This window comes from Dactylosporangium sp. CA-152071, from assembly GCF_050936335.1.
Lineage (GTDB): Bacteria > Actinomycetota > Actinomycetes > Mycobacteriales > Micromonosporaceae > Dactylosporangium > Dactylosporangium maewongense.
In genome coordinates, this window is record NZ_JBNJMZ010000001.1 from 2,067,195 (window position 1) to 2,087,832 (window position 20,638).

General features: G+C 73.6%; 19 protein-coding genes. 7 read left to right on the plus strand and 12 right to left on the minus strand.

Features of this window, described 5'->3' with window-relative positions:
• Positions 1-26: 26 nt before the first annotated feature.
• Complete coding sequence (locus ACQEVZ_RS08900) at positions 27-1,055, minus strand: hydroxyacid dehydrogenase (protein WP_354903695.1); 1,029 nt, start codon at positions 1,053-1,055, stop codon at positions 27-29.
• 123 nt (positions 1,056-1,178) lie between these two features.
• Here ACQEVZ_RS08900 and ACQEVZ_RS08905 point away from each other — a divergent pair, with 123 nt between their 5' ends.
• Complete coding sequence (locus ACQEVZ_RS08905; protein WP_354903697.1) at positions 1,179-2,258, plus strand: substrate-binding domain-containing protein; 1,080 nt, start codon at positions 1,179-1,181, stop codon at positions 2,256-2,258.
• Here the strand turns inward: ACQEVZ_RS08905 and ACQEVZ_RS08910 are convergent.
• The 8 genes from ACQEVZ_RS08910 to ACQEVZ_RS08945 are packed head-to-tail and all read right to left on the minus strand — an operon-like array spanning position 2,221 to position 12,080.
• The gene (locus tag ACQEVZ_RS08910) at positions 2,221-4,062 is read right to left on the minus strand and encodes a DUF2264 domain-containing protein (protein WP_433363833.1); all 1,842 of its coding nucleotides are present in this window, start codon (positions 4,060-4,062) and stop codon (positions 2,221-2,223) included. The two genes, ACQEVZ_RS08905 and ACQEVZ_RS08910, sit on opposite strands and share 38 nt — an antisense overlap.
• Positions 4,062-5,837, minus strand: coding sequence for a heparinase (locus ACQEVZ_RS08915; protein ID WP_433363836.1), 1,776 nt, complete (start codon positions 5,835-5,837; stop codon positions 4,062-4,064). Before ACQEVZ_RS08915 ends, ACQEVZ_RS08910 begins: the two co-directional genes overlap by 1 nt.
• A complete protein-coding gene (locus ACQEVZ_RS08920) occupies positions 5,834-6,592 on the minus strand; it encodes a TIM barrel protein (protein WP_433363839.1) in 759 nt (252 codons plus the stop codon). The genes ACQEVZ_RS08915 and ACQEVZ_RS08920 overlap by 4 nt, the downstream gene beginning before the upstream one ends.
• Entirely contained in the window at positions 6,589-6,972 is a 384-nt protein-coding gene (locus tag ACQEVZ_RS08925) for a DeoR family transcriptional regulator (protein WP_433363842.1), read from the minus strand. The genes ACQEVZ_RS08920 and ACQEVZ_RS08925 overlap by 4 nt, the downstream gene beginning before the upstream one ends.
• Positions 6,969-8,960, minus strand: a complete 1,992-nt coding sequence (locus ACQEVZ_RS08930; protein WP_433363845.1) for a beta-galactosidase — start codon at positions 8,958-8,960, stop codon at positions 6,969-6,971. The genes ACQEVZ_RS08925 and ACQEVZ_RS08930 overlap by 4 nt, the downstream gene beginning before the upstream one ends.
• 10 nt (positions 8,961-8,970) lie before the next feature.
• Positions 8,971-10,308: an ABC transporter substrate-binding protein gene (locus ACQEVZ_RS08935; protein WP_344514363.1), complete on the minus strand. Its 1,338-nt coding sequence runs from the start codon at positions 10,306-10,308 to the stop codon at positions 8,971-8,973.
• A 30-nt stretch (positions 10,309-10,338) separates the two neighbouring features.
• Positions 10,339-11,184, minus strand: coding sequence for a carbohydrate ABC transporter permease (locus ACQEVZ_RS08940; RefSeq protein WP_433363849.1), 846 nt, complete (start codon positions 11,182-11,184; stop codon positions 10,339-10,341).
• On the minus strand, positions 11,181-12,080 hold the full coding sequence (locus tag ACQEVZ_RS08945) for a carbohydrate ABC transporter permease (RefSeq protein WP_344514367.1): 900 nt from the start codon (positions 12,078-12,080) through the stop codon (positions 11,181-11,183). Before ACQEVZ_RS08945 ends, ACQEVZ_RS08940 begins: the two co-directional genes overlap by 4 nt.
• A gap of 76 nt (positions 12,081-12,156) precedes the next feature.
• Between ACQEVZ_RS08945 and ACQEVZ_RS08950 the strand changes: the two genes are divergently transcribed.
• Both ACQEVZ_RS08950 and ACQEVZ_RS08955 read left to right on the plus strand, forming a co-directional pair.
• Positions 12,157-13,239, plus strand: coding sequence for a LacI family DNA-binding transcriptional regulator (locus ACQEVZ_RS08950; protein ID WP_433363854.1), 1,083 nt, complete (start codon positions 12,157-12,159; stop codon positions 13,237-13,239).
• 111 nt (positions 13,240-13,350) lie between these two features.
• On the plus strand, positions 13,351-14,169 hold the full coding sequence (locus tag ACQEVZ_RS08955; RefSeq protein WP_433363857.1) for a hypothetical protein: 819 nt from the start codon (positions 13,351-13,353) through the stop codon (positions 14,167-14,169).
• Positions 14,170-14,177: 8 nt separating this feature from the next.
• Here the strand turns inward: ACQEVZ_RS08955 and ACQEVZ_RS08960 are convergent, their stop codons facing one another.
• Positions 14,178-14,531 (minus strand): winged helix-turn-helix transcriptional regulator, encoded by a 354-nt coding sequence (locus ACQEVZ_RS08960; protein ID WP_344514372.1) that lies wholly within the window; start codon positions 14,529-14,531, stop codon positions 14,178-14,180.
• Positions 14,532-14,579: 48 nt separating this feature from the next.
• Between ACQEVZ_RS08960 and ACQEVZ_RS08965 the strand changes: the two genes are divergently transcribed.
• Together ACQEVZ_RS08965 and ACQEVZ_RS08970 are read left to right on the plus strand one after the other, a co-directional pair.
• A complete protein-coding gene (locus ACQEVZ_RS08965) occupies positions 14,580-15,245 on the plus strand; it encodes an NAD(P)-dependent oxidoreductase (RefSeq protein ID WP_433363861.1) in 666 nt (221 codons plus the stop codon).
• Between the two features lie 186 nt (positions 15,246-15,431).
• Positions 15,432-15,743: a hypothetical protein gene (locus ACQEVZ_RS08970; RefSeq protein WP_433363864.1), complete on the plus strand. Its 312-nt coding sequence runs from the start codon at positions 15,432-15,434 to the stop codon at positions 15,741-15,743.
• A gap of 3 nt (positions 15,744-15,746) precedes the next feature.
• Here the strand turns inward: ACQEVZ_RS08970 and ACQEVZ_RS08975 are convergent, their stop codons facing one another.
• Positions 15,747-17,708, minus strand: coding sequence for a PAS domain S-box protein (locus ACQEVZ_RS08975; RefSeq protein ID WP_433363867.1), 1,962 nt, complete (start codon positions 17,706-17,708; stop codon positions 15,747-15,749).
• Positions 17,709-17,915: 207 nt separating this feature from the next.
• On the minus strand, positions 17,916-18,515 hold the full coding sequence (locus tag ACQEVZ_RS08980; protein ID WP_344514380.1) for a TetR/AcrR family transcriptional regulator: 600 nt from the start codon (positions 18,513-18,515) through the stop codon (positions 17,916-17,918).
• Between the two features lie 86 nt (positions 18,516-18,601).
• Between ACQEVZ_RS08980 and ACQEVZ_RS08985 the strand changes: the two genes are divergently transcribed.
• Both ACQEVZ_RS08985 and ACQEVZ_RS08990 read left to right on the plus strand, forming a co-directional pair.
• Positions 18,602-19,636, plus strand: coding sequence for an aldo/keto reductase (locus ACQEVZ_RS08985; RefSeq protein ID WP_433363871.1), 1,035 nt, complete (start codon positions 18,602-18,604; stop codon positions 19,634-19,636).
• A 41-nt stretch (positions 19,637-19,677) separates the two neighbouring features.
• Positions 19,678-20,634, plus strand: coding sequence for a TIGR03885 family FMN-dependent LLM class oxidoreductase (locus ACQEVZ_RS08990; RefSeq protein WP_433363874.1), 957 nt, complete (start codon positions 19,678-19,680; stop codon positions 20,632-20,634).
• Positions 20,635-20,638 lie beyond the last annotated feature (4 nt).

Genomic DNA, 20,638 nt, shown 5'->3' on the forward strand with positions numbered 1-20,638 from the left:
GCGGTCTCCTTCGATGGGGGGTGTGGTCAGGCGTTGAGGGCGAACGCCTGCGGGGTGATCTCGGCGCGCAGCGGCTCGCCCGCGATCCAGCGGGCGAGCTCGTCGAGGGTGTGGTCGGTCAGGCGGAGGATCTCGGTGCCGAGCGAGCCGGCCAGGTGCGGGGTGATCAGGACGTTCGGCGTCGAACGGAGCGGGTCGCCGGGCGGCAGCGGCTCGGGCTCGGTGACGTCGAGGATCGCGAAGAGCCGCCCGGACCGGCACTCGGCGGCGAGGGCCGCGGAGTCGATGAGGCTGCCCCGCGCGGTGTTGACGACCGTGGCGTGGTCGGGCAGGAGCGCGAGCTCGGCCGCGCCGATCATGTGGTGGGTGCTGGGCAGCGCCGGCGCGTGCAGCGTCAGGGTCTCGCTGCGGGCCAGCAGCTCCGGCAGGTCGACCAGGACGCCGCCGGCCGCGGCGACCTCGGCCGGGTCGGCGTGCGGGTCGGCGACGAGGCACACCGTCGCGTCGAGCCGGTCGAGCAGGCCGACGACCCGCCGCCCGATCCGGGAGAAGCCGACGACGCCGACGGTGCGCCGGTAGTTGGACAGGTTGCCGTAGCCGCCGAGGTGGCTCCAGCCCCGGTAGGCCGCCTCGGGGTCGGCGGCGATGAACGGCACCTTCTTGCCGGCGAAGATGATCGCGGCGAGGGTGTATTCGGCGACAGGGATCGCGTTGGCGTCCGCGGCGCTCGTCATGCGGATGCCGCGCCGCCACACCTCGCTCGTGACGAGGGGCCGGACGCTGCCCGCGGCGTGGAACACCGCCCGCAGCGCCGGCGCGTCCCGCAGCCGCTCCGCGGTGAGCGCCGGGGCGCCCCACGACGTCAGCAGCACGTCGGCGCCCCGGAGGCGGCGGCGGGCGGCCGGCGAGTCGAGCTCGTGCAGGCACACCGGGCCACCGTCGACGCCGCCGTCACCGAGGTCGGCCAGCGCGGCCAGCCGGGCGGTGCGTGCGTCGTCGAAGTGGGCCCGGAACGACTCCGGGTTCATCACCACCAACGCCTTCGGCTTCGGCAACGCGGCTCCTGTTGTTTCCGTTGAGATTCGTGTAGGAACAGGGATAGCCGCGTTCGAACATGTCCGGAAGAGCACGATCTCGTTCGATCCGAAACGAACAGAGTCAAACAACCAGGAGCGCGGATGTTCAACGTGCAGCGCCAGGAACGGCTCATGGACGAGCTGCGCCGGCTCGGCGCCGTGCGGGTCAAGGACCTCGCGCCGGTGCTCGGGGTCAGCGAGCTGACCGTGCGCCGCGACATCGCCGCGCTCGCCGAGCGCAACCTGCTGACGAAGGTCCACGGCGGCGCCACCCTGCCGACCCAGCTGCTGCCGTCGCCGCGCCGCCCTCGGCCGCCGAAGACCCGGTTCACGGTCGGCATGGTGGTGCCGTCGCTGGACTACTACTGGCCCCCGATCGTCACCGGCGCCCGCGCCGCCGCGGCCGCCCTGGGCGTGCACATCCAACTGCGCGGCTCCAGCTACGACCCGGAGGAGGACCGCCGCCAGATCGGCCGGCTCGTCGACGCCCAGCAGGTGCAGGGCCTGCTGCTCGCCCCGAGCCTCGACGGCGGCGGGGTGGCGGAGATGGTCGACTGGATCAGCGGGCTGCCGGTGCCGACGATCCTCGTCGAGCGGCAGGCGCCGCGCTGGACGCCGACGCGCCGGCAGCTGGAGTGGGTCCGCAGCGACCACTCGCTCGGCCTGGAGATGGCGGTGCGGCACCTGCATCAGCACGGCCACCGCCGGATCGGCCTCGTGCTGTCGCGGGGGTCACCGACGTCGGCGCACCTCGCCGTCGGCTGGGGCCTCGCCTGCGCGGACCTCGGCATCCCCGACGACCTGGTGGTGCGGGAGTCGGTGGGCCTGGACGTGCCGGGCCACCGCGACATCATCGCCGGGATCATGCGCCGCTGCCGGGAGTCGGGCACGACGGCGCTGATCGTGCACGGCGACCCCGACGCGATCTCGATCGCGCAGTTCTGCATCGAGCTGGGGCTGTCCATTCCCGACGACCTCGCGCTGGTGTCCTACGACGATGAGGTGGCCCACCTGGCCGAGCCGGCGATGACGGCGGTGCGGCCGCCGAAGGGGCACGTCGGCCGGGTCGCGGTCGAGCTGATGGTGGCCCGGCTGACGGAGCCGCGCCGGCCGGTGCAGCGCGTCCTCGTCACCCCGGAGCTGGTCATCCGGGACTCCTCCGTGCCACGGCAGGGAGGGTGACCGTCGCCGTGGAGCCGTCCGGCCAGTGGACCGTGACCGTCCCCGCGGCGGCGGTCACGGTCGGCAGCCCGCCCGACGGGGCCCGGCTGAGCCGCACGGCGACCGCGTAGACCCGCCCTGCGCGCGGGGGCTCGGCGGCCCGCAGCACCGGCACCCGCACCTCGTCGCCGAGCGGTGACGCGACGGTGCGCTCCGACAGCGCCGCCCCCTCGAACCCGTGCAGCGGCACGAGCAGCGACGTGAGCCCGCGGGTGATGGGCCAGCCGCTGAACTCGAGCACCGTGCCGGGGGCCGGCTCCTCGTCGTCGACCTCGTCGTCGATCCGGGCGACCCGCACCTCGACGGCGCCGCGGATCAGCGACGCCATCGTCATGTGCGGACCCCACGTGACGGTGCCGGTGCGGCCGGAGCCGTGGTCGGGTGCCGCCGTGTCGGGCGTGCCGACCCAGTGCAGCCGGGCGACGCTGACCGCGCCGTCCGTGGTGCACCCGACGGTCCGGAACCCGCTGCGGTGGCTGGGCTCGCCGTCGCGGACCAGCGCGATCGAGTTGTCGTCGCCGGCCGGGAACGTCGCGGTGGAGTAGCCGAGCCGCGCGTACAGCGGCGCGTCGGTGCCGCCGTCGCCCTCCAGGGCGTGGTCGGTGCCGTGGTTGGCGACGCGGACCACGCCGTCGGCGCGGGTGCCCGCGGCGAGCCAGCCCGGCGGGCCGATCGCCCGCGTGAAGTCGGACCGCTCGACCGGCAGCGGCTCCTCGACGTCCGTCCACACGGGATGGTCCGCCGGCAGCAGCAGGCCGAGCATGCCTTTCACCGCCCAGTACGGCGAGCCGGGCCCCGAGTAGGACTGCCCCATCGCCGGCCACTCCCGGTGCCAGCCGAGCGTCAGCAGCCCGCGCCGGCCGGGCACGCCGTGCTGGTGGAAGTGCCGGAGGATGCCGCTGCACGCCCGCCGGGTGGCGCCCGGGGACAGCGGCGTCGCGCCGGTGACGGCGCCCATCCAGAACGGCGCCGCGGCGCCGAACCGGTAGATGAGGCTGCGGCCCTGCAGCAGCGGGGAGCCGTCGGCGCCGACGAGGTGCACGGCGTCGCCGAGGAACCGCCGCAACCGCTCGCGCCACGCCTGCCGCAGGTGCTCCGGGCACAGGCCGCCGGCGAGGTCCGCCCACAGCAGCGGGAACGTGTGCAGCGCCCACCCGTTGTAGTGGTCGTAGGAGCGTTCGGGGCCGTCGGCGTACCAGCCGTCGCCGCGGTACAGCGACTCGTGCACCGCCAGTCCACTGTGGATGTCCGCCTCGGACCAGTCGCCGCCGGTCCCGCGGAGGAACGCCTCGACGGTGAGCTGGAACCAGACCCAGTTGATCGGCGGGTACGCCTGGCCGACGACGGTGCCGAGCCAGCCGGCGATCCGCTCCCGGCCGGCGTCGTCGAGGCGGTCCCAGATCCAGGGCCGGCTCAGGTGCAGCCCGAGCGCGATCGACGCGGCCTCGACCTTCGCCTGGTCGAGGCGGTCCGGCCGCGGCCACACGTCCGGGCCGGCGCGCAGCCCGTCGGCGTACCAGCCGGCGAGCCCGTCCGGGTCGGCGCCGCCCTCGCCGCGCAGCCGGATCGCGGCGAGCAGGAAGGTGCGGGCGAACCCTTCGAGCGCGTCGCTGTCCCGCCCGTACCTGCTGGTGCGGCCCGGCAGGTCGATCCGCGCGTGGTCGGGCGACGCGTACGGGCGCACCGCGGCGAGCAGGCGGTCGGCGGCGGCCGTCCAGTGTTCGCGGGTGTAGCCGGTGTACGGGGAGCGCTCGGCAGCGTCCATCAGGGGTCTCCACTGGTGACGGTCAGTTCGAAGGTGGCGGTGGCGGCGATGACGAGGCGGTGGACGGCGTCGCCCCACACGCCGCGCAGGAGCGGGTCGTCGACCGGGTGCCGCTCCAGGTGACCGGCGCCGAGGGCGGGGTCCCACGACAGGCGTACGGGCGAGCGGAACCGCATGACGAGCTCGCCCGCGCGGTGCGTCACGGGCTCGCCGGACAGGACGTGGTGCAGCACGGCCGGCACCGCGGGGTCCCAGTCGTCAGACACGACGACGGCGCCGCGCGCCCGGTCGAGGCGCGCCGTGCGCCGCCACGACCGGCAGCCGGCCTCCGGCGGGTAGGCGCGGCTCAGGTCCAGGTGCAGCGCGTCGCCGTCGGCGCGGACGTCCGTGGCCCGAAACGCATGGCCGGGCTCCTGGCCGGCGCCGCCGATCACCGGGAGGTTGTGCCACTCGCTGCGGGTCACCCACTGCTCGTAGCGGCGCTCCGTGAAGGAGATCGCGGTGTACGTCGGCTGCCCGAGGTCGATGACGGCCGGCACACCGCCGACGGCGACGACATAGGAGCCGGCGTCGTTGTGGTTGTGGTTCTCGTCGTTGTGGCCGCCCTTGACGGCGAGCGCGATCCCGGGCGCGCGGCAGACGAGCAGCTGCACGTCCGGCAGCCAGGACCGCTCGGGCAGCGGCGCGGGCGCGGGGACGGCCGCCCGCCAGGCGGGGTCGTGCAGCTCGACCAGCGCCCGGCCGAGCCCGGCGCCGCCCGGCCGGCCCTTGCGTGAGACCGCGTAGCCGACCACGTCGGCCGCGCCGCAGGCGGCGCCCCAGCGGTGCAGCACGTGCCACGGCTGCGCCGGATCGGGGCGGGCGGGGCCGTCGCCGACGTTGACCGCCCATCCGCCGCCGAGGTCGGTGTGCCGCGGGTACCGCGACATCTCCGCCAGCGGAGGGATCGTCCACGGGGCGAGGAGGCCGCCGGTGGACCAGTCGAGCAGCTGCAGCGCCTCGGCGAGCCGGGCCGGCCCGTTCCACCAGTACCCGTACCCCTCGTCGCACCCGCCGTCCGCGGGCTGGGCGGCCAGGTACCGGTCGAGGCCGTCCACGACCAGGTCCACCACCGCCGGGTCGGGGTCCAGGAACAGCGTGGCGGCGAGGACGTGTCCGTGGATCCACGGGTTCCAGTTGTGCTGGTGCCCGTCGAGGCCGAGCCAGTGCCAGTCCCGCACCTCGCGGAACGGTCGCAGGACCCGCCGCCGCACCTCCCACCTGACGCGTTCCCGCAGTCCGGGCACGCGCCGGTCGAGCGCGGGCGCGAGGACGAGGTCGGCCCACGCGAGCAGCCCGGCGGTCTCGGCGGCGCCGAGGTCGAGGTACGGGCGGTCCGGGTCCGGCACCACGTGCCCGCGCTCGGCGGCGAAGGTCTCGTGTGCGGCCCAGCACCAGGTGCTCTGCTCGCACAGCAGCTGCAGCCCGTCCGCGGCGGCGTCCAGGTCGCGGAGGTCGCCGGTGACCGCGGCGGCGAGGACGGCCGTCGCGGCACGGTCGCGCAGCGCGGCGGCCGGGCCCTCGTAGCCGGTGCGGTTGCCGTCCCGCCAGTACCGCCCGTACTGCGACAGCAGCGGCTGCGGCCACGGCGCGTCGTGGTCGACCGCCGGTGCGGGCAGCCCCGCCCATGCCTCCCGCACGTCGGCGGAAGGTACGGGTATCCGGTCGCGGGCGTCGCTCACGGCGCGCGCCCGTACCCCTGCCGGCAGCCCGTCCCACCGCTCGCGGAGACTCATGCGCCGGCCAGGTCGCGCAGGGTCGCGGCCTCGGTGGCGACCACGGCCGGGTCGTCGCCGGGGACGAACTCGAGCAGCGCGTCGAGGTCGCGGTCGAGTTCACAGCCGCGCAGCAGCGTGAAAGTCTCACGCCACAGCCGCTCGCGGGCGGTCAGCGGGAGCCGTTCGGTGCGCGGCCACCACGAGAAGACGTGCACCGCCGCGAGATGGTCCAGCACCGCCGCGAGTCCGGCGAGCGCCTCGGCATCCGGGGCGCCGACCGGCGGCTGCCAGTACGTGGCGGCGCCGGGGACCTCGCCGAGCAGGTCGAGCGTCGAGGCGACCGTGTCGGTGAGCGTGTCCCCGTGGAACTCGAACGCCACCAGGATCCCCGCGTCGGCGGCGCGCTCGACGGCGGCCCGGGCGCCCGCGACGACCGCCCGGCGCTCGTCGGCGGAGACCCCCGCCGACCCCGCCGCGCCGGCCCAGATCCGCACCCGCGGCGCGCCGAGAGCGACCGCCGCCGCCAGTACAGTGGCGAAATCCGCGACGTCGTCGACGCCGGCCCGGAAGTAGGAGCCGTATGCGGCGACCGCCACGCCCAGGTCGAGCCCGCGCTGCCGCAGCGCCACGGCGGCCCGCGGGTCGCCGGGCGGGACGTGCCGGTCCGCGCCCCACTCGACGCACGCCAGCCCGGCCGCCGCGGCCAGGTCGAGCACCGCGCCCGCCGGCAGGCGCCGCAATGTGACCGAGCACATCCCGGTCTGTAACGTCATGAGGCCTCCTTCCGTGGCGGACAAATGTTATCGCTCACATGGCGATCCCGCAGCTGCCGGCAGGTGGTGAGCGCCTGATGCAGCGCACCCTCGACCGCGGCCAGGTCGTGGCGCTCGGCCGCCCGCCGGGCCTGCACCAGGCAGGCCACCAGGACGCGTTCCTGACCCGACGGCCCGGCCGGGGGCGGGGCCGCCCTGGTCGCGCCGCCCCGGATGCGGGTCAGCGCACCCGCGGCGGCGAGCACCGACAGGTCCCGGTTCGCGGTGGCGAGCGACGCGCCGGTCGCCGCCCGGACCTCGGTGACGGTGACGAACTCCCGCGACGCGAGCAGCGCCAGGATCCGCCGGTGCCGCACCGCGGCGAGCACCTCCGTGCTCATGTGCCCCCCGTCCGCACGACGTGGACCCCGTGCGGCTCCAGGGTCGAGGGCATCCCGGTGACGGCGCTGATGTCGACGGGCGCGCCGGTCCGATTGATGAGGAACCAGTGCCCGCCCCGGACCGCGAGCTCCACGCGCCCGCACAGCGGCTCCGGCAGCTCGCTGGTGACGCCGGCCCGCCCGGCCAGGTCGGCGAGGACCGGGGCCAGGCCCGCCGAGCCGAGGCGGGTGGACACGTAGGCGGCGGAGCCCGCGCCGGCCTGCCGCCGGGTGACCGCCGCCCGCCCCGCCTGGTCGCCCGTCTTGTACCAGGCGAGCACCTCCGTCGCCGGGTCGGTCACGTCGATCCGGTCGGTCCACAGCGTGCCGGTCGTGCCGTTGTCGAGCTCGACGCGCTGCTCGTCGAGCAGCGGCGCGAACTCCTCGATGCGGATGCCGAGCAGGTCCCGCAGCGCTCCCGGGTAGCCGCCGAGCCACACCCGGTCGTGCTCGTCGACGATGCCGGAGAAGTACGTGGTGACGAGGTGCCCGCCGCCGTCGACGTACCCGCGCAGCCGCGCGGCGAGCCCGGCGGGGACGACGTGCAGGATCGGCGCGACCAGCAGGTCGTAGCGTTCCAGCGGCGCGCCGGTCGGCACGACGTCGGCGCGGATGCCGAGGTCCAGCAGCGCCGTGTACCAGTCGAGCGCCTCCTGCCGGTAGCGGAGCCGGTCGGTGGGGTGCGAGTCGAGCTCCGCCGCCCACCACGACTCCCAGTCGAAGACGACGGCGGCGCGGGCCGGGATGCGGCGGCGACCGGCGACCCCGTCGAGCGCGCGCAGCCGGGCGCCGAGGTCGACGACGGCGCGGAACACGGCGCTGTCCTCGCCGGCGTGCGGCACCATCGCCGAGTGGTACTTCTCGGCGCCGGCCGCCGACTGCCGCCACTGGAAGAAGCAGACGGCGTCGGCGCCGTGCGCGACGTGCGTGAGGGAGTCGCGGGCCAGCTCACCGGGGGCCTTCGCGACGTTGACCGGCTGCCAGTTCACCGCGCTGGTCGAGTGTTCCATGAGGTACCACGCCCGCCCGCCGGCCAGGTTGCCGGTGAGGTTCGCGGAGAACGACAGCTCGTCGCGGGACTGCGGGCCGGGCAGCGTGTAGTGGTCGTTGGCGACGAAGTCGACCTCTGCCGCCCAGTCGGCGTAGTTCATGCCCTTGGTCTCGCCCATGAGCAGGAAGTTGGTGGTGACCGGCACCTCGGGGGTCAGCTCGCGCAGCACCGCCCGCTCGGCCCGCAGGTGCTCCTTGAGCGCGTCGGAGGAGAAGCGCTTGAAGTCCAGCTGCTGCGCGGGGTTCGGGTGCGACGTCACGAGCCGCGGCGGGATGATCTGCCCCCAGTCGCTGTAGCCCTGCGACCAGAACGTGGTCGCCCAGGCCTCGTTCAGCGCTTCCAGGGTGGTGTACCGGTCGCGCAGCCACCGCCGGAACGCCGCCGCCGCGTCGTCGGAGTAGTCGTAGACGTTGTGGCAGCCGAGCTCGTTGTTGACGTGCCACGCCGCGAGCGCCGGGTGCGGGCCGTAGCGGGTGGCGAGGGCGCGGGTCAGCCGCAGGGCGTGCTCCCGGAAGACCGGTGACGTGGGCCGCCAGTGCTGCCGCGCCCCGGGCCAGACGGTGCGCCCCTCGCGGTCCACCGGCAGGATCTGCGGGTGCAGGGTGGTCAGCCACGGCGGCGGGGAGGCCGTCGCCGTGGCCAGATCGACCGCGATGCCGTTGCTGTGCAACAGGTCCATGGCCTCGTCGAGCCAGGCGAAATCCCACGTGTCCTCGGCCGGTTGAATCCTGGCCCAGGAGAAGATGGCGAGGGACACGATGTTCACCCCGGCGGCGCGCATCGCGCGCATGTCCTCGTCCCACACGTGCCGGGGCCACTGCTCGGGGTTGTAGTCGGCCCCGAACCCGAGGCGGGCCCGCGCGGGATCCGTCGGCCAGCGCAGCCAGTCGTTGTGCACGGCAACTCCCTTACTGGATGGTGAAGCCCTGTTCCTTGCCGTACTTCACCGACGAGTCCTGCCAGGCCTTGAGGCCGTTCTGCAGGGTGACGCCGCCGCCGAGGTACGCCTTGCCGGCGGTGTCGTTGAAGACGCTGTTGGCGTAGACCTGGAACGGCAGGTAGGTCCAGCCGGGCACGACCTGGCCGGCGGCCTGGGCGAGGACCTCGTTGACCTTCTGCCCGCCGAAGTACGCGAACTCCTTGTTCTTGAACGCCGCCGCGTCCAGCTGTGCGGTGGTGGCGGGGAAGGCGCCGTTGTCGGCCCGGGACTGCGCGCCGTCGCCGACCGTGGCGTACCTGCTGAACGCGTAGGCGAGGGTCTTGTTGCCGCCGGCGGCGGGCAGCGCGAGGGAGCTGCCGCCGTTCTCCGCCGTGGCCTTCCCGCCGGCCTCCCACTGCGGCATCGGCGCGACCCGCCACTTGCCGGCGGCGGCCTTCACCCCCGACTCCAGGTTCGCGGGCATCCACGCGCCGATGACGAGCGAGGCGATGGTGCCGTCGCCGAGGCCCTTGTACCAGGCGTCGCTCCAGCCGTTCACCGGCGACAGCAGCTTGCCGTCGATGAGCTTCTGCCACATGGCGGTGAACTTCTGCGTGCCCGGGTCGGCGAAGTTCACGCCGACCTTCGTGCCGTCCACTGTGTACGGTCTGCCGCCGGCCTGCCAGATCATGCTGGTGGTGAAGCCGGCGTCGCCGGTGTCGCTGGTGATGTACACACTCGGGTCGGCGGCGTGCAGCTTCTGGGCGGCGGCGACGTACTCGTCCCAGGTGGCGGGGACCGCGACGCCGTGCTTGTCGAAGACCTCCTTGTTGTAGAACAGCGCCATCGGGCCGGAGTCCATCGGCAGCCCGTACGCGGCGGCCCCGGCGTGCACGGAGCTCCACGGGCCGGGCGTGAACGTGCTCTGCAGCGCGCCGAAACCGTAGGGGTTGAGGTCGGTCAGCGACTTCGCGAGGGCGAACTGCGGCAGCGCGTAGTACTCGACCTGCGCGACGTCGGGGACGCCGGAGCCGGCCTTGATGGCGTTCTGCAGCGCCGTGTACTGGTCGTTGCCGGTGCCCGCGTTGACCAGGTTGACCTTCACCTTCGGGTACTTCGTCTGGAAGTCGGCGACGACCTTCTTCAGCGTCGGCTCCCAGGCCCAGACGGTGAGCTCGCCGCCCTTGTCGAGGGCGGCCGTGAGGTCGGCGTCGGACACGTTCCCCTGGGCCTTCTCAGAGGTGTCGTCGCCGGTACAGCCGGAGATGAGCAGCGACGCGGTCAGCGACGCTGCGCCGAGCAGGAGTGTGCGGCGGGATGCCGGCATGGCGGATTCCCTTCTCATTGGGGTGGGGTGTCATTCCTTGACGCCCCCGGCGTTGAGGCCCGACTGCCAGAACCGTTGCAGCAGCAGGAACGCGGCGATGAGCGGCACGATCGTGAGCAGTGAGCCGGTGATGACGAGGTTGAAGACGGCCTCGCCGCCGGCGGTCGTCGCCTGCTGGTTCCAGGACTTGAGCCCGAGGGTGAGCGGATACCAGTCAGGGTCTTTCAGCATGATCAGCGGCAGGAAGTAGTTGTTCCAGGTCGCGACGACGTTGAACAGCAGGACGGTGACGGCGCCGGGCGCCATGAGCGGGCACCCGATGGAGAAGAACGTGCGCAGCTCCCCCGCGCCGTCGACGCGCGCCGACTCGAGCAGATCGTCGGGCACCGAGTCGCCGGCGAAGTTCCACATCAGGTACAGGCCGAACGGGGAGACCAGCGAGGGCACGATGATCGCCCAGGGGGTGTTGGTGAGGCCGAGCCCGGAGAACATCAGGAACGTCGGCACGGCGAGGGCGGTGCCCGGCACCGCGACGGCCCCGAGGACGACCGCGAACACGGCCCTGCGCCCGGGGAAGTCGAACTTCGCCAGCCCGTAGCCGGCCAGGGCCGCGAGCAGGGTCGCCCCACCCGCGCCGGCGACCACGTAGAACAGCGTGTTGAGCAGCCAGCGGGTGAAGATGCCGCCGTCGTAGGTGAACGTGTCGGCGACGTTGCCGAGGAACGCGAAGTCGTCGGCGAACCACAGGCCGAACGAGCTGAGCAGCCCGTCCTGCGTCTTCGTCGCGTTGATGAGCAGCCACACCAGCGGGAGCAGGCTGTAGACGAGCATCAGGGAGCAGGCGGCGGTCAGCGTGACGCTGCGGCGGCGCCTCATGACGCCCTCCGCAGGCCACGCAGCTGCACCAGGTAGGCGACGACCATCGTGATGACGCCCATGACGACGGCGATCGTGGCGGAGTAGTTGTACTGCTGCCCGGAGAACGACAGCGAGTAGGCGTACAGGTTGGGTGTGTAGAACGTGCTGATCGAGTTGGGCGCCAGGGTCTTGAGGATGCTCGGCTCGTTGAACAACTGGAAGCTGCCGATGATCGAGAAGATGGTCGCGATGAGCAGCGGCCCGCGCAGCGCGGGCAGTTTGATCACCCGCACGATCCGGATCTGCCCGGCGCCGTCGATCTCCGCGGCCTCGTACAGCGACGGGTTCACCACCCGCAGCGCCGAGTACAGGATCAGCATGTTGTAGCCGACGAACTCCCAGGTCACGATGTTGCCGATGGACGCGAGGACGACGTCGGGCGAGAGCAGGTCGGGCAGGGTCACGTGCAGGGCCCGTTCGAGGTTGCCGACCAGGCCGAAGCGGTCGCCGTACATGAAGCCCCACATGAGCGCGGCGACGACCGCCGGCACCGCGTAGGGCAGGAACACCGAGATCCGGAAGAACGCGGCGCCGTGCAGCCGGCCGCTGTCGATGGCGAGCGCGAGCAGCAGCGCCAGGAACAGCATCACCGGCACCTGGACGGCGAGGAACAGCGCCACCCGGCCGAACGAGGACCAGAACTGCGGGTCGCTGAGCGCCTTGGCGTAGTTGCCGGCGCCGGCGAACGTGGTGCCGCCGATCAACTTGGTGTCGAACAGGCTCAGGTAGACGCCGTAGCCGATCGGGGCGAGGAACACGAGCGCGAAGACCGCCAGGAACGGGGCCGTGAACAGCCAGCCGACCCGCGCCACGATGACCTCCTCTACGTCGGTGTTTACGTAAACATCGCGCACCGCGGTGAACGATGTTTACGTAAACGTGGGTGCCGGTATAGTGGCACCCCTCACCAGGACCGTCAAGGAGCAAGCGATGGACGTCGACGCGATCCGCCCGGCCGCCGGCGTGCAGCGCGGCGGCTCGGACGTGCCCGGCGGCCGCCGCAAGCAGCGCGTCTCGATGGCCGACGTGGCCGCCCTCGCCGGCGTGTCGTCGCAGACCGTCTCGCGCGTCTCCAACGGCCACCCGGGCGTCATCGAGGCGACCCGCGAGCAGGTCCTCGCCGCGATGCGGGAGCTCGGCTACCGGCCCAACAGCGCGGCCCGCTCGCTGCGCTACGGGCAGTTCAACACCATCGGCGTCATCCTGTTCGGGCTCTCCTCGACCGGCAACAGCCGCACCGTCGAGGCGATCGCCGCCCACGCCGCCGCCGAGGGCTACGCCATCACGCTGATCCCCGTCGACATGCCGACCCAGGACAACGTGCTGGGCGCGTTCACGCGCATGGGCGAGCTCGCCGTCGACGGCGTCATCGTCATCCTCGAGATCCATCTGCTCGACGCCAGCACCGTCTCCCTGCCGCCCGGCGTCCACGTGGTCGTGGTCGACTCCGACGCCGGCGACCGCTACCCGGTCGTGGACACCGACCAGGCCGACGGCGCCCGCCAGGCCGTCCGGCACCTGCTCGATCTGGGCCACCGCACCGTCTGGCACGTCGCCGGCCCGGCCGAGTCCTTCGCCAGCGACCGCCGCGCGAAGGCGTGGCGCGCCGAGCTGGAGGCGGCCGGCCGCCCCGTGCCGCCGGTCGAGAGCGGCGACTGGTCCGCCGAGTCCGGCTACCGGGCCGGCCTGCGGCTCGCCGCCCGCCCCGACTGCACCGCCGTGTTCGCCGCCAACGACCAGATGGCCCTCGGCGTCCTGCGCGCCCTGCACGAGCGCGGCCGCCCGGTCCCCGCGCACGTCAGCGTCGTCGGCTTCGACGACATCGCCGACGCGTCGTCCTACCTGCCGCCGCTGACCACCGTGCACCAGGACTTCGCCGAGGTCGGCCGCCGCTGCGTCCAGGCTCTGCTCCGCCAGCTCCGCAACGAGCCCGCCGACCCCGGCACCGACCTCGTCCCCACCCGCATCGTCCTTCGCGCCAGCACCGCCCCGCCGCCGGACATCGGCCGTTGACGGGCTGTCCGAACGGCTGTAGGCCGCGGGGGCGGCCCGCCCGTAGGGTCGCTTGCTGTGACTGTTGAGGTAGTTCGGCCGGCGCGGCCGGCGCGGCCCGCACAGGTGACCGTGGCGTTCTGGTTGCAGCTGGCCGCCTCGGCGGTGTTGCTGACCGTGGTGGGGATGGTCGTCGCGTACGCGGTGCACTACGACGCGGAGATCTCGCGGGCGGCCGGGATGGTGCCGGGCGTGGACCCGCGGGAGGTTGACACCGAGCGCACCGGAAACCTGTTCTCCGCGCTGTTCGTGGGGGTGCCCGCGCTGGTCCTGGCGCTGTGGCTCGGGATCACGGCGCTGCCGGTGCTGCGCGGCAGCAACGTCGCCCGGATCTTCGTCTTCGTCGCCGCCGCCGGCCAGTTGCTGCTGATCACGCTGCAGATGTGCGGCGGACTCCTGATGCTGCCGCTGCTCGCCACCGCCGACTGGGACTCCGAAGTGGTCGTCGACGACGGGGCGTCGTGGGACTCGCCGGAGGCGTCGCAGTTCCAGTCGATCCTCTGGGACCGCGTCGAGGACTTCTCCGACCTCGCGTTCCTGGGCGGCGCCCTCGGCCTGTTCCTCGTCGTGACGCTCAGCGTGGCGGTCGTCCTGCTGCTCGCGCTGCCGCCGGCGCACCGGTACTTCGTGCCGCGGGCCGCCGCGCCGGTGCCGCCCGCGTGGCCGGCGTACCCCGGCCCGTACTTCATCTGCCCGGACCCGTCGGCGCACGTCGCACCGGCACCGGCGCACGTCGTGCCGGCACCGGCGCACGTCGTGCCGGCGCCGCAGACGCCGCAGGATCAGCCCACGGCAACGGAACCGCCGGCACCGCAGACGCCGCAGGAAGAGCCCACGGCAGCGGAACCGCCGGCGCCAGTCGTACAGACGCCGCAACCGCCACAGGAGTAGCCGGGGCGTCAGGAGTTGGCGGCGCGGGCGGCCAGCAGCGCGGGAAGGTGCTCGGCACTCCAGGCCCGCACCGCCTCGATGAGCGTCAGCAGCGTGCGACCGAGATCGGTCAGCGCATATTCAACGCGCGGTGGATTTTCCGCGTACGCGGTGCGCACCACGAGCCCGTCGCGCTCCATCGCCCGCAGCGTCTCCGTGAGCACCTTCGGCGTCACGGCGCGCAGCGGGACCCGCAGCTCGGTGAAGCGGCGCGGGCCGTGCTCCAGGCACAGCACCACCATCGCCGTCCACTTGTCGCCGATCTGGAACGGCAGCGCGCCGGACGGGCACACCGGGTCGAACATCCGCGGGTCCAGGTCCATCCCGGTATGTTTGCAGTAACCGGTGCCGGCGCGGCTACCGTCCGGCCCATGAGCGGCATCGTCATCTTCGGAGCGGGCGGCAGGGCGGGGCGGGCGGTCACCGCCGAGGCGCTCGCCCGCGGCCATCAGGTCACCGCGGTGGTCCGCGACCCGTCCCGGCACCCGGGCATCGCGGCAGAAGGCGTGCGTGTGGTGCGGGGCGACGTGCGCGACGGGCCGGCGACGGCGTCGATCGCGCGCGGACACTCGGCCGTGGTCAGCGCGGTCACCCCGGCGTCGGGCCCCGAGGCGCTCGCCGCGCTCGGCCCGCTCGACGCCCGGTTCTTCGCCGACGCCGCCGACGCGCTCCTGCACGGCCTGCCGCTGGCCGGGGTGCGGCGGGCCGTGCCGATCGGCCTGTTCGCGAACCTGCTCGGCGCCGACGGGCGGCCGGTCCACGACGATCCCGCGGCGTTCCCGGCGCACCTGCGGCCGTTCGCACTGTCGCACGCCGCGGGTCTGGATCGCTGGCGTACGGCCGGCGAAGACGTCGACTGGCTGATGCTGACGCCACCCGCGGGGCTGGACCCGGCAGGCCCACGGCGGGGGCGGTACCGGATCGGCGGCGAGACCCTGCCCGCGTCGGGACTGTCGTACGCGGACCTGGCGGTCGCCGTGCTCGACGAGATCGAGACGCCGACGATGCACCGCCGCCGGGTGTCGGTCTTCGAATAGGGCGTCGAGGTCGCGCTCGGCGTGCAGGCAGTGCTCCCACTCCTCGTTGAGCGCCACCGACAGGCAGTCGTGCACGGCGAAGGCGCGCGGCGGCGGCCGGCCCGGCGCCCGCACGGGCACGGTGTCGGCGGCGAGGGACGCGTCGGCCAGGCCGTCGACCAGGGTGCGGACGGTCGCCATGCGGTCGTGGCGCAGTTCGAGGACCTCGTCCAGCGACGGCCGCGCCGTGCGGTCCCGCGGCGCGCCCGGCGTGTCGGGCATCGTGTCCCACGGCAGCGACAGCTCAACGAGGCCAACAGCCTGCGGGTGAAGCGGATCATCGGCATCTTCGCGTTCGACAAGGGCAGCGACGGCGTCACCGACCTGTCGGCGCCGCTGCCGGAGTTCTACGCGCAGACGTTCATCACCGGCATGGACGTCTACATCCCGGCCCGCGGGCACACCGTCGTCGCCGCCGTCGAACGCGGCACCGGCACCGTCCTGCCGATCCCGGCCTGACCGTCAACCGGCCACGGCAGCACGGTCAACCTGTGAGGCGACCGCCGCCTCGCCCAGCTTCACCAGCAGTTGGTCGGCCGTGAAGGGCTTCTCCAGGAACGCGATGTCCCCGTCCAGCACGTGGGTCGTGCCGAGCAGGCCGTTGCTGTACCCGGACATGTACAGCACCGGCAGGCCCGGCCGGCGCTCGTGCAGGCACTCGGCGAGGCGGCGGCCGGACATGCCGGGCATGATGACGTCGGTGAGCAGGATGTCGCACGGGCGTTGGCCGTCCGCCGCGAGGGCCTCCTCGCCGTTCGCGCACGCCACGACGCGGTAGCCCGCGTTGCCCAGGATGCGGGTAACGACCCGGGCCAGCGCCGGCTCGTCCTCCACGACGAGGACGGTGCGGCCACCCCCGTGCGGCGGGGTGGCGGCGCGGGCCGGCCTGCCCGGCGCCGGTCCGGCCGATGTGACCAGCGGCAGGTAGACGCGGAACGTGGTGCCGACACCGGCCTCGGTGTACAGGTTGATGCTGCCGCCCGCCTCGGCGAGGATGCCATACACCGTGGCCAGCCCCAGGCCGGTGCCCTGCCCGCGCGGCTTTGTCGTGTAGAACGGCTCGAAGACGTGCGCGGCGACCTCCGGGGACATGCCCTCGCCGGTGTCGCTGACGAGCAGCCGGGCGTAGTGGCCGGGCGCCGGCTGCGGCTGCACGGCGAGCTCGTCGCCGGTCAGGTCGGCGGTGTTGGCCTCGATCACCAGCGTGCCGCCGTCGGGCATCGCGTCGCGGGCGTTGAGCGCCAGGTTGAGCAGCACCTGCTGGAGCTGGCCGGGGTCGGCGCGCACGGTCAGCGGCTGCGCCGACGGCACGGTGATGAGCGTGATGTGCTCGCCGATCGTGCGCTCCAGCATGGTCTGGACCTCGGCGACGGCGGCGTTGAGGTCGACGTCCTGCGGCTGGATCGCGTCGCCGCGGGTGAACGTCAGCAACTGGCGGGTCAGGTTGATCGCGCGGTCCGCGGCGGTGCGCACGTGGGCGAGGTCCGCCTGGACGGTCGCGTCGCCCTTGCCGCCCTGCATGGCGAAGTCGGTGTAGTTGACGATGATCGCGAGCAGGTTGTTGAAGTCGTGCGCGACGCCGCCGGCGAGCTTGCCGAGGCTCTCCATACGCTGCGCCTGATGGGTGCGCTCCTGCATGGCGCGCTGCCGCTCCGCGGCCTCCTTCGCCGCGGCGATGTCGCGGGCGACCACGGAGATGCCGATGACGGTCCCGGCACCGTCCTGGATCGGGGCGACGGTGAACGCGACCTCCAGCGGCGAGCCGTCCTTGTGCACCCGCTGCGCCTCGTAGGACAGGCTCCGCTCGCCGGCGCGGATGCGGTCCATGAGCCGCGCCTGCTCGTCCGTGCTCTCGCTGTTGGTCACGATCAGCGCGTGCCGGCCGATCGCCTCGGCGGCGGTGTAGCCGAAGAGCCGCTCCGCGCCGCTGTTCCAGGCCGTGATGGTGCCGTCGGGGTCGGCGCCGATGATGGCGTCGGCGGTGTGTTCGACGACGGCGGCGAGGGTCGCCCGGTGGTTCTCGGCGCTGGCCCGCGCGGCCCGTTCGCGCGCACCGGCGGCGTCGAGACGGTGCTGCCGCCACGGGTCGACGTACATGGCGCCTTTGTCGAGCAGCACGCCGTATCCGCGCCGGAGCGTCCAGTAGTAGACGCCGACACCGGCGGTGAGCACGTCCCACAGCGCCGCCGTCCAGGACGCCGGATGACCGGCACCCGTCGCCAGGCCGCGCGCGGCCGTCAGCGCGTGCAGCCCGTGCCCGACGGCGCAGCTGAAGAAGATCAGCGCGGTCGCCACGGCGAGCTTGTTGGTGCGCAGTTGACCGGCCCTGGCGACCGGGACGACGATCGCGACCATGATGGCGGCGTAGGCCAGCATGATCACGACGTTGCCGAGCAGGTACAGCTCCTCCGGCATGCCTGCCATATCGGCAGCCTGGATACGCCGGTTAGGCGTCCGTGCGGGCACGTCGTTCGACGCGGAACCGGCGGCGGCGCCGACGGACAGTCCGGGCGGGCCGCCGGCCACGATCCCGTCCTGGCGACGGCGTTCATCTGGTGACCGCGCCGGTCGACCGCCGTCGGCCCGTTCGCCCCGCGGATCGCCGAGCGCCTCGCCATCGCCGCAGGGCGACTACGCGGTGCGGACGAAGATCCCCGCGCGGGCGGCCGCGGCGGCTGCGGCGGCCGCCCGGTCGGCGGCGGCCACGTCGACCGGGTCACCGCTGGCCAGCAGCCGGTAGTACAGCGGCGCCGAGACCGCGCGGACCACCTCGTGCGCGTCGGTGCCCACGGGGACCTCGCCGCGCCGGACGGCGAGCTCCACGCAGGACGCCCACTCGCGGATGCGGGTGTCGTAGAAGCCGTGCAGCGCCGCGGCGGTCCGCGGGTCCGAGGTGGCCGCGGCGATGACGGCCTTGAAGAGCGGCCCCTGCCGCGGATCGCTCAGCGTCCGCTGGACCAGCCTGGCGTTGGCGCGCAGGTCACCGTCGAGCGAGCCGGTGTCCGAGCGGGGCAGCGACTGTTCCGCCATGTCCAGCAGCAGGTCGGCGACGAGCCCGGTGACGGTGCCCCAGCGGCGGTACACGGTCGTCTTCCCCACCTCTGCCCGGCGGGCCACGTCGGCGAGGTCGAGGCCGGCCAGGCCGTGCTCGGCGAGGGCGTCTCCGGCGGCGCGCAGCACCGCGTCCCGCACCCTGGCGGTGCGCCCGCCGGGTCGCGTGTTGCTCGTCATAACGGTGCTCCAGTTCCGTTTAGCCGGTGCCGGTGCTAGCGTAACGGAAGCGTTAACGGAACTACAGACCCGTTAGGAGTGCGATCATGGAGTACCGCCGGCTGGGTGCGTCGGGGTTGCAGGTGCCCGCGCTGAGCTTCGGGGCCGGGACCTTCGGCGGCAGCGGGCCACTCTTCGGCGCGTGGGGCAGCACCGGCGCCCGCGAGGCCCGCCGGCTCGTCGACATCTGCCTCGACGCCGGCGTCTCGATGTTCGACACCGCCGACGTCTACTCCGACGGCGCCTCGGAGGAGGTGCTCGGGCAGGCCGTGAGGGGCCGCCGCGACCGCGTCCTGCTGTCGACGAAGACCAGCCTGCCGACCGGCGACGGCCCCGGCGACGCCGGCTCGTCGCGGTCCCGGCTGATCCGCGCCTGCGACGCGGCGCTGCGCCGCCTCGGCACGGACCACATCGACCTGTTCCAGCTGCACGCGTTCGATGCCGGCACACCGGTGGAGGAGGTGCTCTCGACGCTGGACGGCCTGGTCCGCGCGGGCAAGGTTCGCTACCTCGGTGTCTCCAACTTCGCCGGCTGGCAGATCATGAAGTCCCTCGCGGCCGCCGACCGGCACGGCTACCCGCGCTACGTCGCCCACCAGGTCTACTACTCGCTGGTCGGCCGGGACTACGAGTGGGACCTGCTCCCGCTCGCTCTCGACCAGGGCCTCGGCGCCGTCGTGTGGAGCCCGCTCGGCTGGGGCCGGCTCACCGGCCGGATCCGCCGGGGCACCCCACCGCCGGCCGGCAGCCGCCTGCACGAGACGGCCGGCTTCGGCCCGCCCGTCGACGACGAGCACCTGTACACCGTGGTCGACGCGCTCGACGAGGTCGCCGCCGAAACCGGCCGGGCCGTGCCGCAGATCGCCATCAACTGGCTGCTGCACCGCCCGACCGTCGCGTCCGTCGTCGTCGGCGCCCGCGACGAGACCCAGCTCCGCCAGAACCTGGGCGCCGTGGGCTGGTCGCTCACGCCGGAGCAACTGGCCCGCCTCGACGCGGCAAGCGCCCGCACCGCGCCGTACCCGCACTTCCCGTACCAGCGTCAGGAAGCCTTCGCCCGGCTCAACCCCGCACCGGTCTGACCGTGCATGGGGACGGGGACGGGGTGGGTAAGAGAGCCGGCATGACGGTCTACGGGTTGCACAACTCGCACGAGCAGATCCACCCGTCCGCGCTGCTGGCCGCGGTGCGGCGGGCGGAGGCCGCCGGGTTCGGCGCGGCCATGTGCTCCGACCACTTCTCGCCGTGGAGCGCCCGGCAGGGGCAGTCGGCGTTCGCGTGGTCGTGGCTCGGCGCGGCGCTGCAGGCGACGTCGCTGCCGTTCGGGATCGTCAACGCGCCCGGCCAGCGGTACCACCCGGCGATCATCGCGCAGGCGATCGGGACACTCGCGGCGATGTACCCGGGAAGGTTCTGGGCGGCGCTCGGCACCGGCGAGGCCAGCAACGAGCACATCACCGGCGACGGCTGGCCACGCAAGGACGTCCGCGCCGCGCGACTGCGGGAGTGCGTCGACGTGATCCGTGCGTTGCTCGCCGGCGAGGAGGTCAGCCACGACGGGCTCGTCACCGTGGACCGGGCGCGGCTGTGGACGCGCCCCGACGAGCCGGTCAGGCTGGTCGGCGCGGCCGTCAGCGTGGAGACCGCCGGCTGGGCCGGGGCGTGGGCCGACGGCCTGATCACCGTGAACCAGCCGGTCGGGCACCTGCGCCGCATGATCGACGCGTACCGGGCCGCGGGCGGGCGCGGTGACCTCTGCCTCCAGGTGCACCTGAGCTGGGCGCCGACGGACGAGGAGGCCCTCGCCGTCGCGCACGAGCAGTGGCGCAGCAACGTCTTCGCGCCGCCCGTCTGCTGGGACCTGGAGACCGCCGGGCACTTCGACGCGGTGTCCGAGCACGTGACCCCGGAGCAGGTCGCCGGCACCGTGCACGTCGGCGCCGACCTGCGCCGGCACGCCGAGATCCTGCACGGGTACGCCGAGCTCGGCTTCGACCAGATCTACCTGCACCACGTCGGGCAGCGGCAGGACGAGTTCATCGACGCGTTCGGTGCGAAGGTCCTGCCACAACTGCGGTAGAAAG

Excerpts from the sequence above, each read along its gene's own strand:
- ACQEVZ_RS08905 (WP_354903697.1), top strand. The coding sequence starts at position 1,179 with ATGTTCAACGTGCAGCGCCAGGAACGGCTCATGGACGAGCTGCGCCGG.
- ACQEVZ_RS08910 (WP_433363833.1), bottom strand. The coding sequence starts at position 4,062 with ATGGACGCTGCCGAGCGCTCCCCGTACACCGGCTACACCCGCGAACAC.
- ACQEVZ_RS08915 (WP_433363836.1), bottom strand. The coding sequence starts at position 5,837 with ATGAGTCTCCGCGAGCGGTGGGACGGGCTGCCGGCAGGGGTACGGGCG.
- ACQEVZ_RS08920 (WP_433363839.1), bottom strand. The coding sequence starts at position 6,592 with ATGACGTTACAGACCGGGATGTGCTCGGTCACATTGCGGCGCCTGCCG.
- ACQEVZ_RS08925 (WP_433363842.1), bottom strand. The coding sequence starts at position 6,972 with ATGAGCACGGAGGTGCTCGCCGCGGTGCGGCACCGGCGGATCCTGGCG.
- ACQEVZ_RS08935 (WP_344514363.1), bottom strand. The coding sequence starts at position 10,308 with ATGCCGGCATCCCGCCGCACACTCCTGCTCGGCGCAGCGTCGCTGACC.
- ACQEVZ_RS08940 (WP_433363849.1), bottom strand. The coding sequence starts at position 11,184 with ATGAGGCGCCGCCGCAGCGTCACGCTGACCGCCGCCTGCTCCCTGATG.
- ACQEVZ_RS08950 (WP_433363854.1), top strand. The coding sequence starts at position 12,157 with ATGGACGTCGACGCGATCCGCCCGGCCGCCGGCGTGCAGCGCGGCGGC.
- ACQEVZ_RS08960 (WP_344514372.1), bottom strand. The coding sequence starts at position 14,531 with ATGGACCTGGACCCGCGGATGTTCGACCCGGTGTGCCCGTCCGGCGCG.
- ACQEVZ_RS08965 (WP_433363861.1), top strand. The coding sequence starts at position 14,580 with ATGAGCGGCATCGTCATCTTCGGAGCGGGCGGCAGGGCGGGGCGGGCG.
- ACQEVZ_RS08975 (WP_433363867.1), bottom strand. The coding sequence starts at position 17,708 with ATGGCAGGCATGCCGGAGGAGCTGTACCTGCTCGGCAACGTCGTGATC.
- ACQEVZ_RS08980 (WP_344514380.1), bottom strand. The coding sequence starts at position 18,515 with ATGACGAGCAACACGCGACCCGGCGGGCGCACCGCCAGGGTGCGGGAC.
- ACQEVZ_RS08985 (WP_433363871.1), top strand. The coding sequence starts at position 18,602 with ATGGAGTACCGCCGGCTGGGTGCGTCGGGGTTGCAGGTGCCCGCGCTG.
- ACQEVZ_RS08990 (WP_433363874.1), top strand. The coding sequence starts at position 19,678 with ATGACGGTCTACGGGTTGCACAACTCGCACGAGCAGATCCACCCGTCC.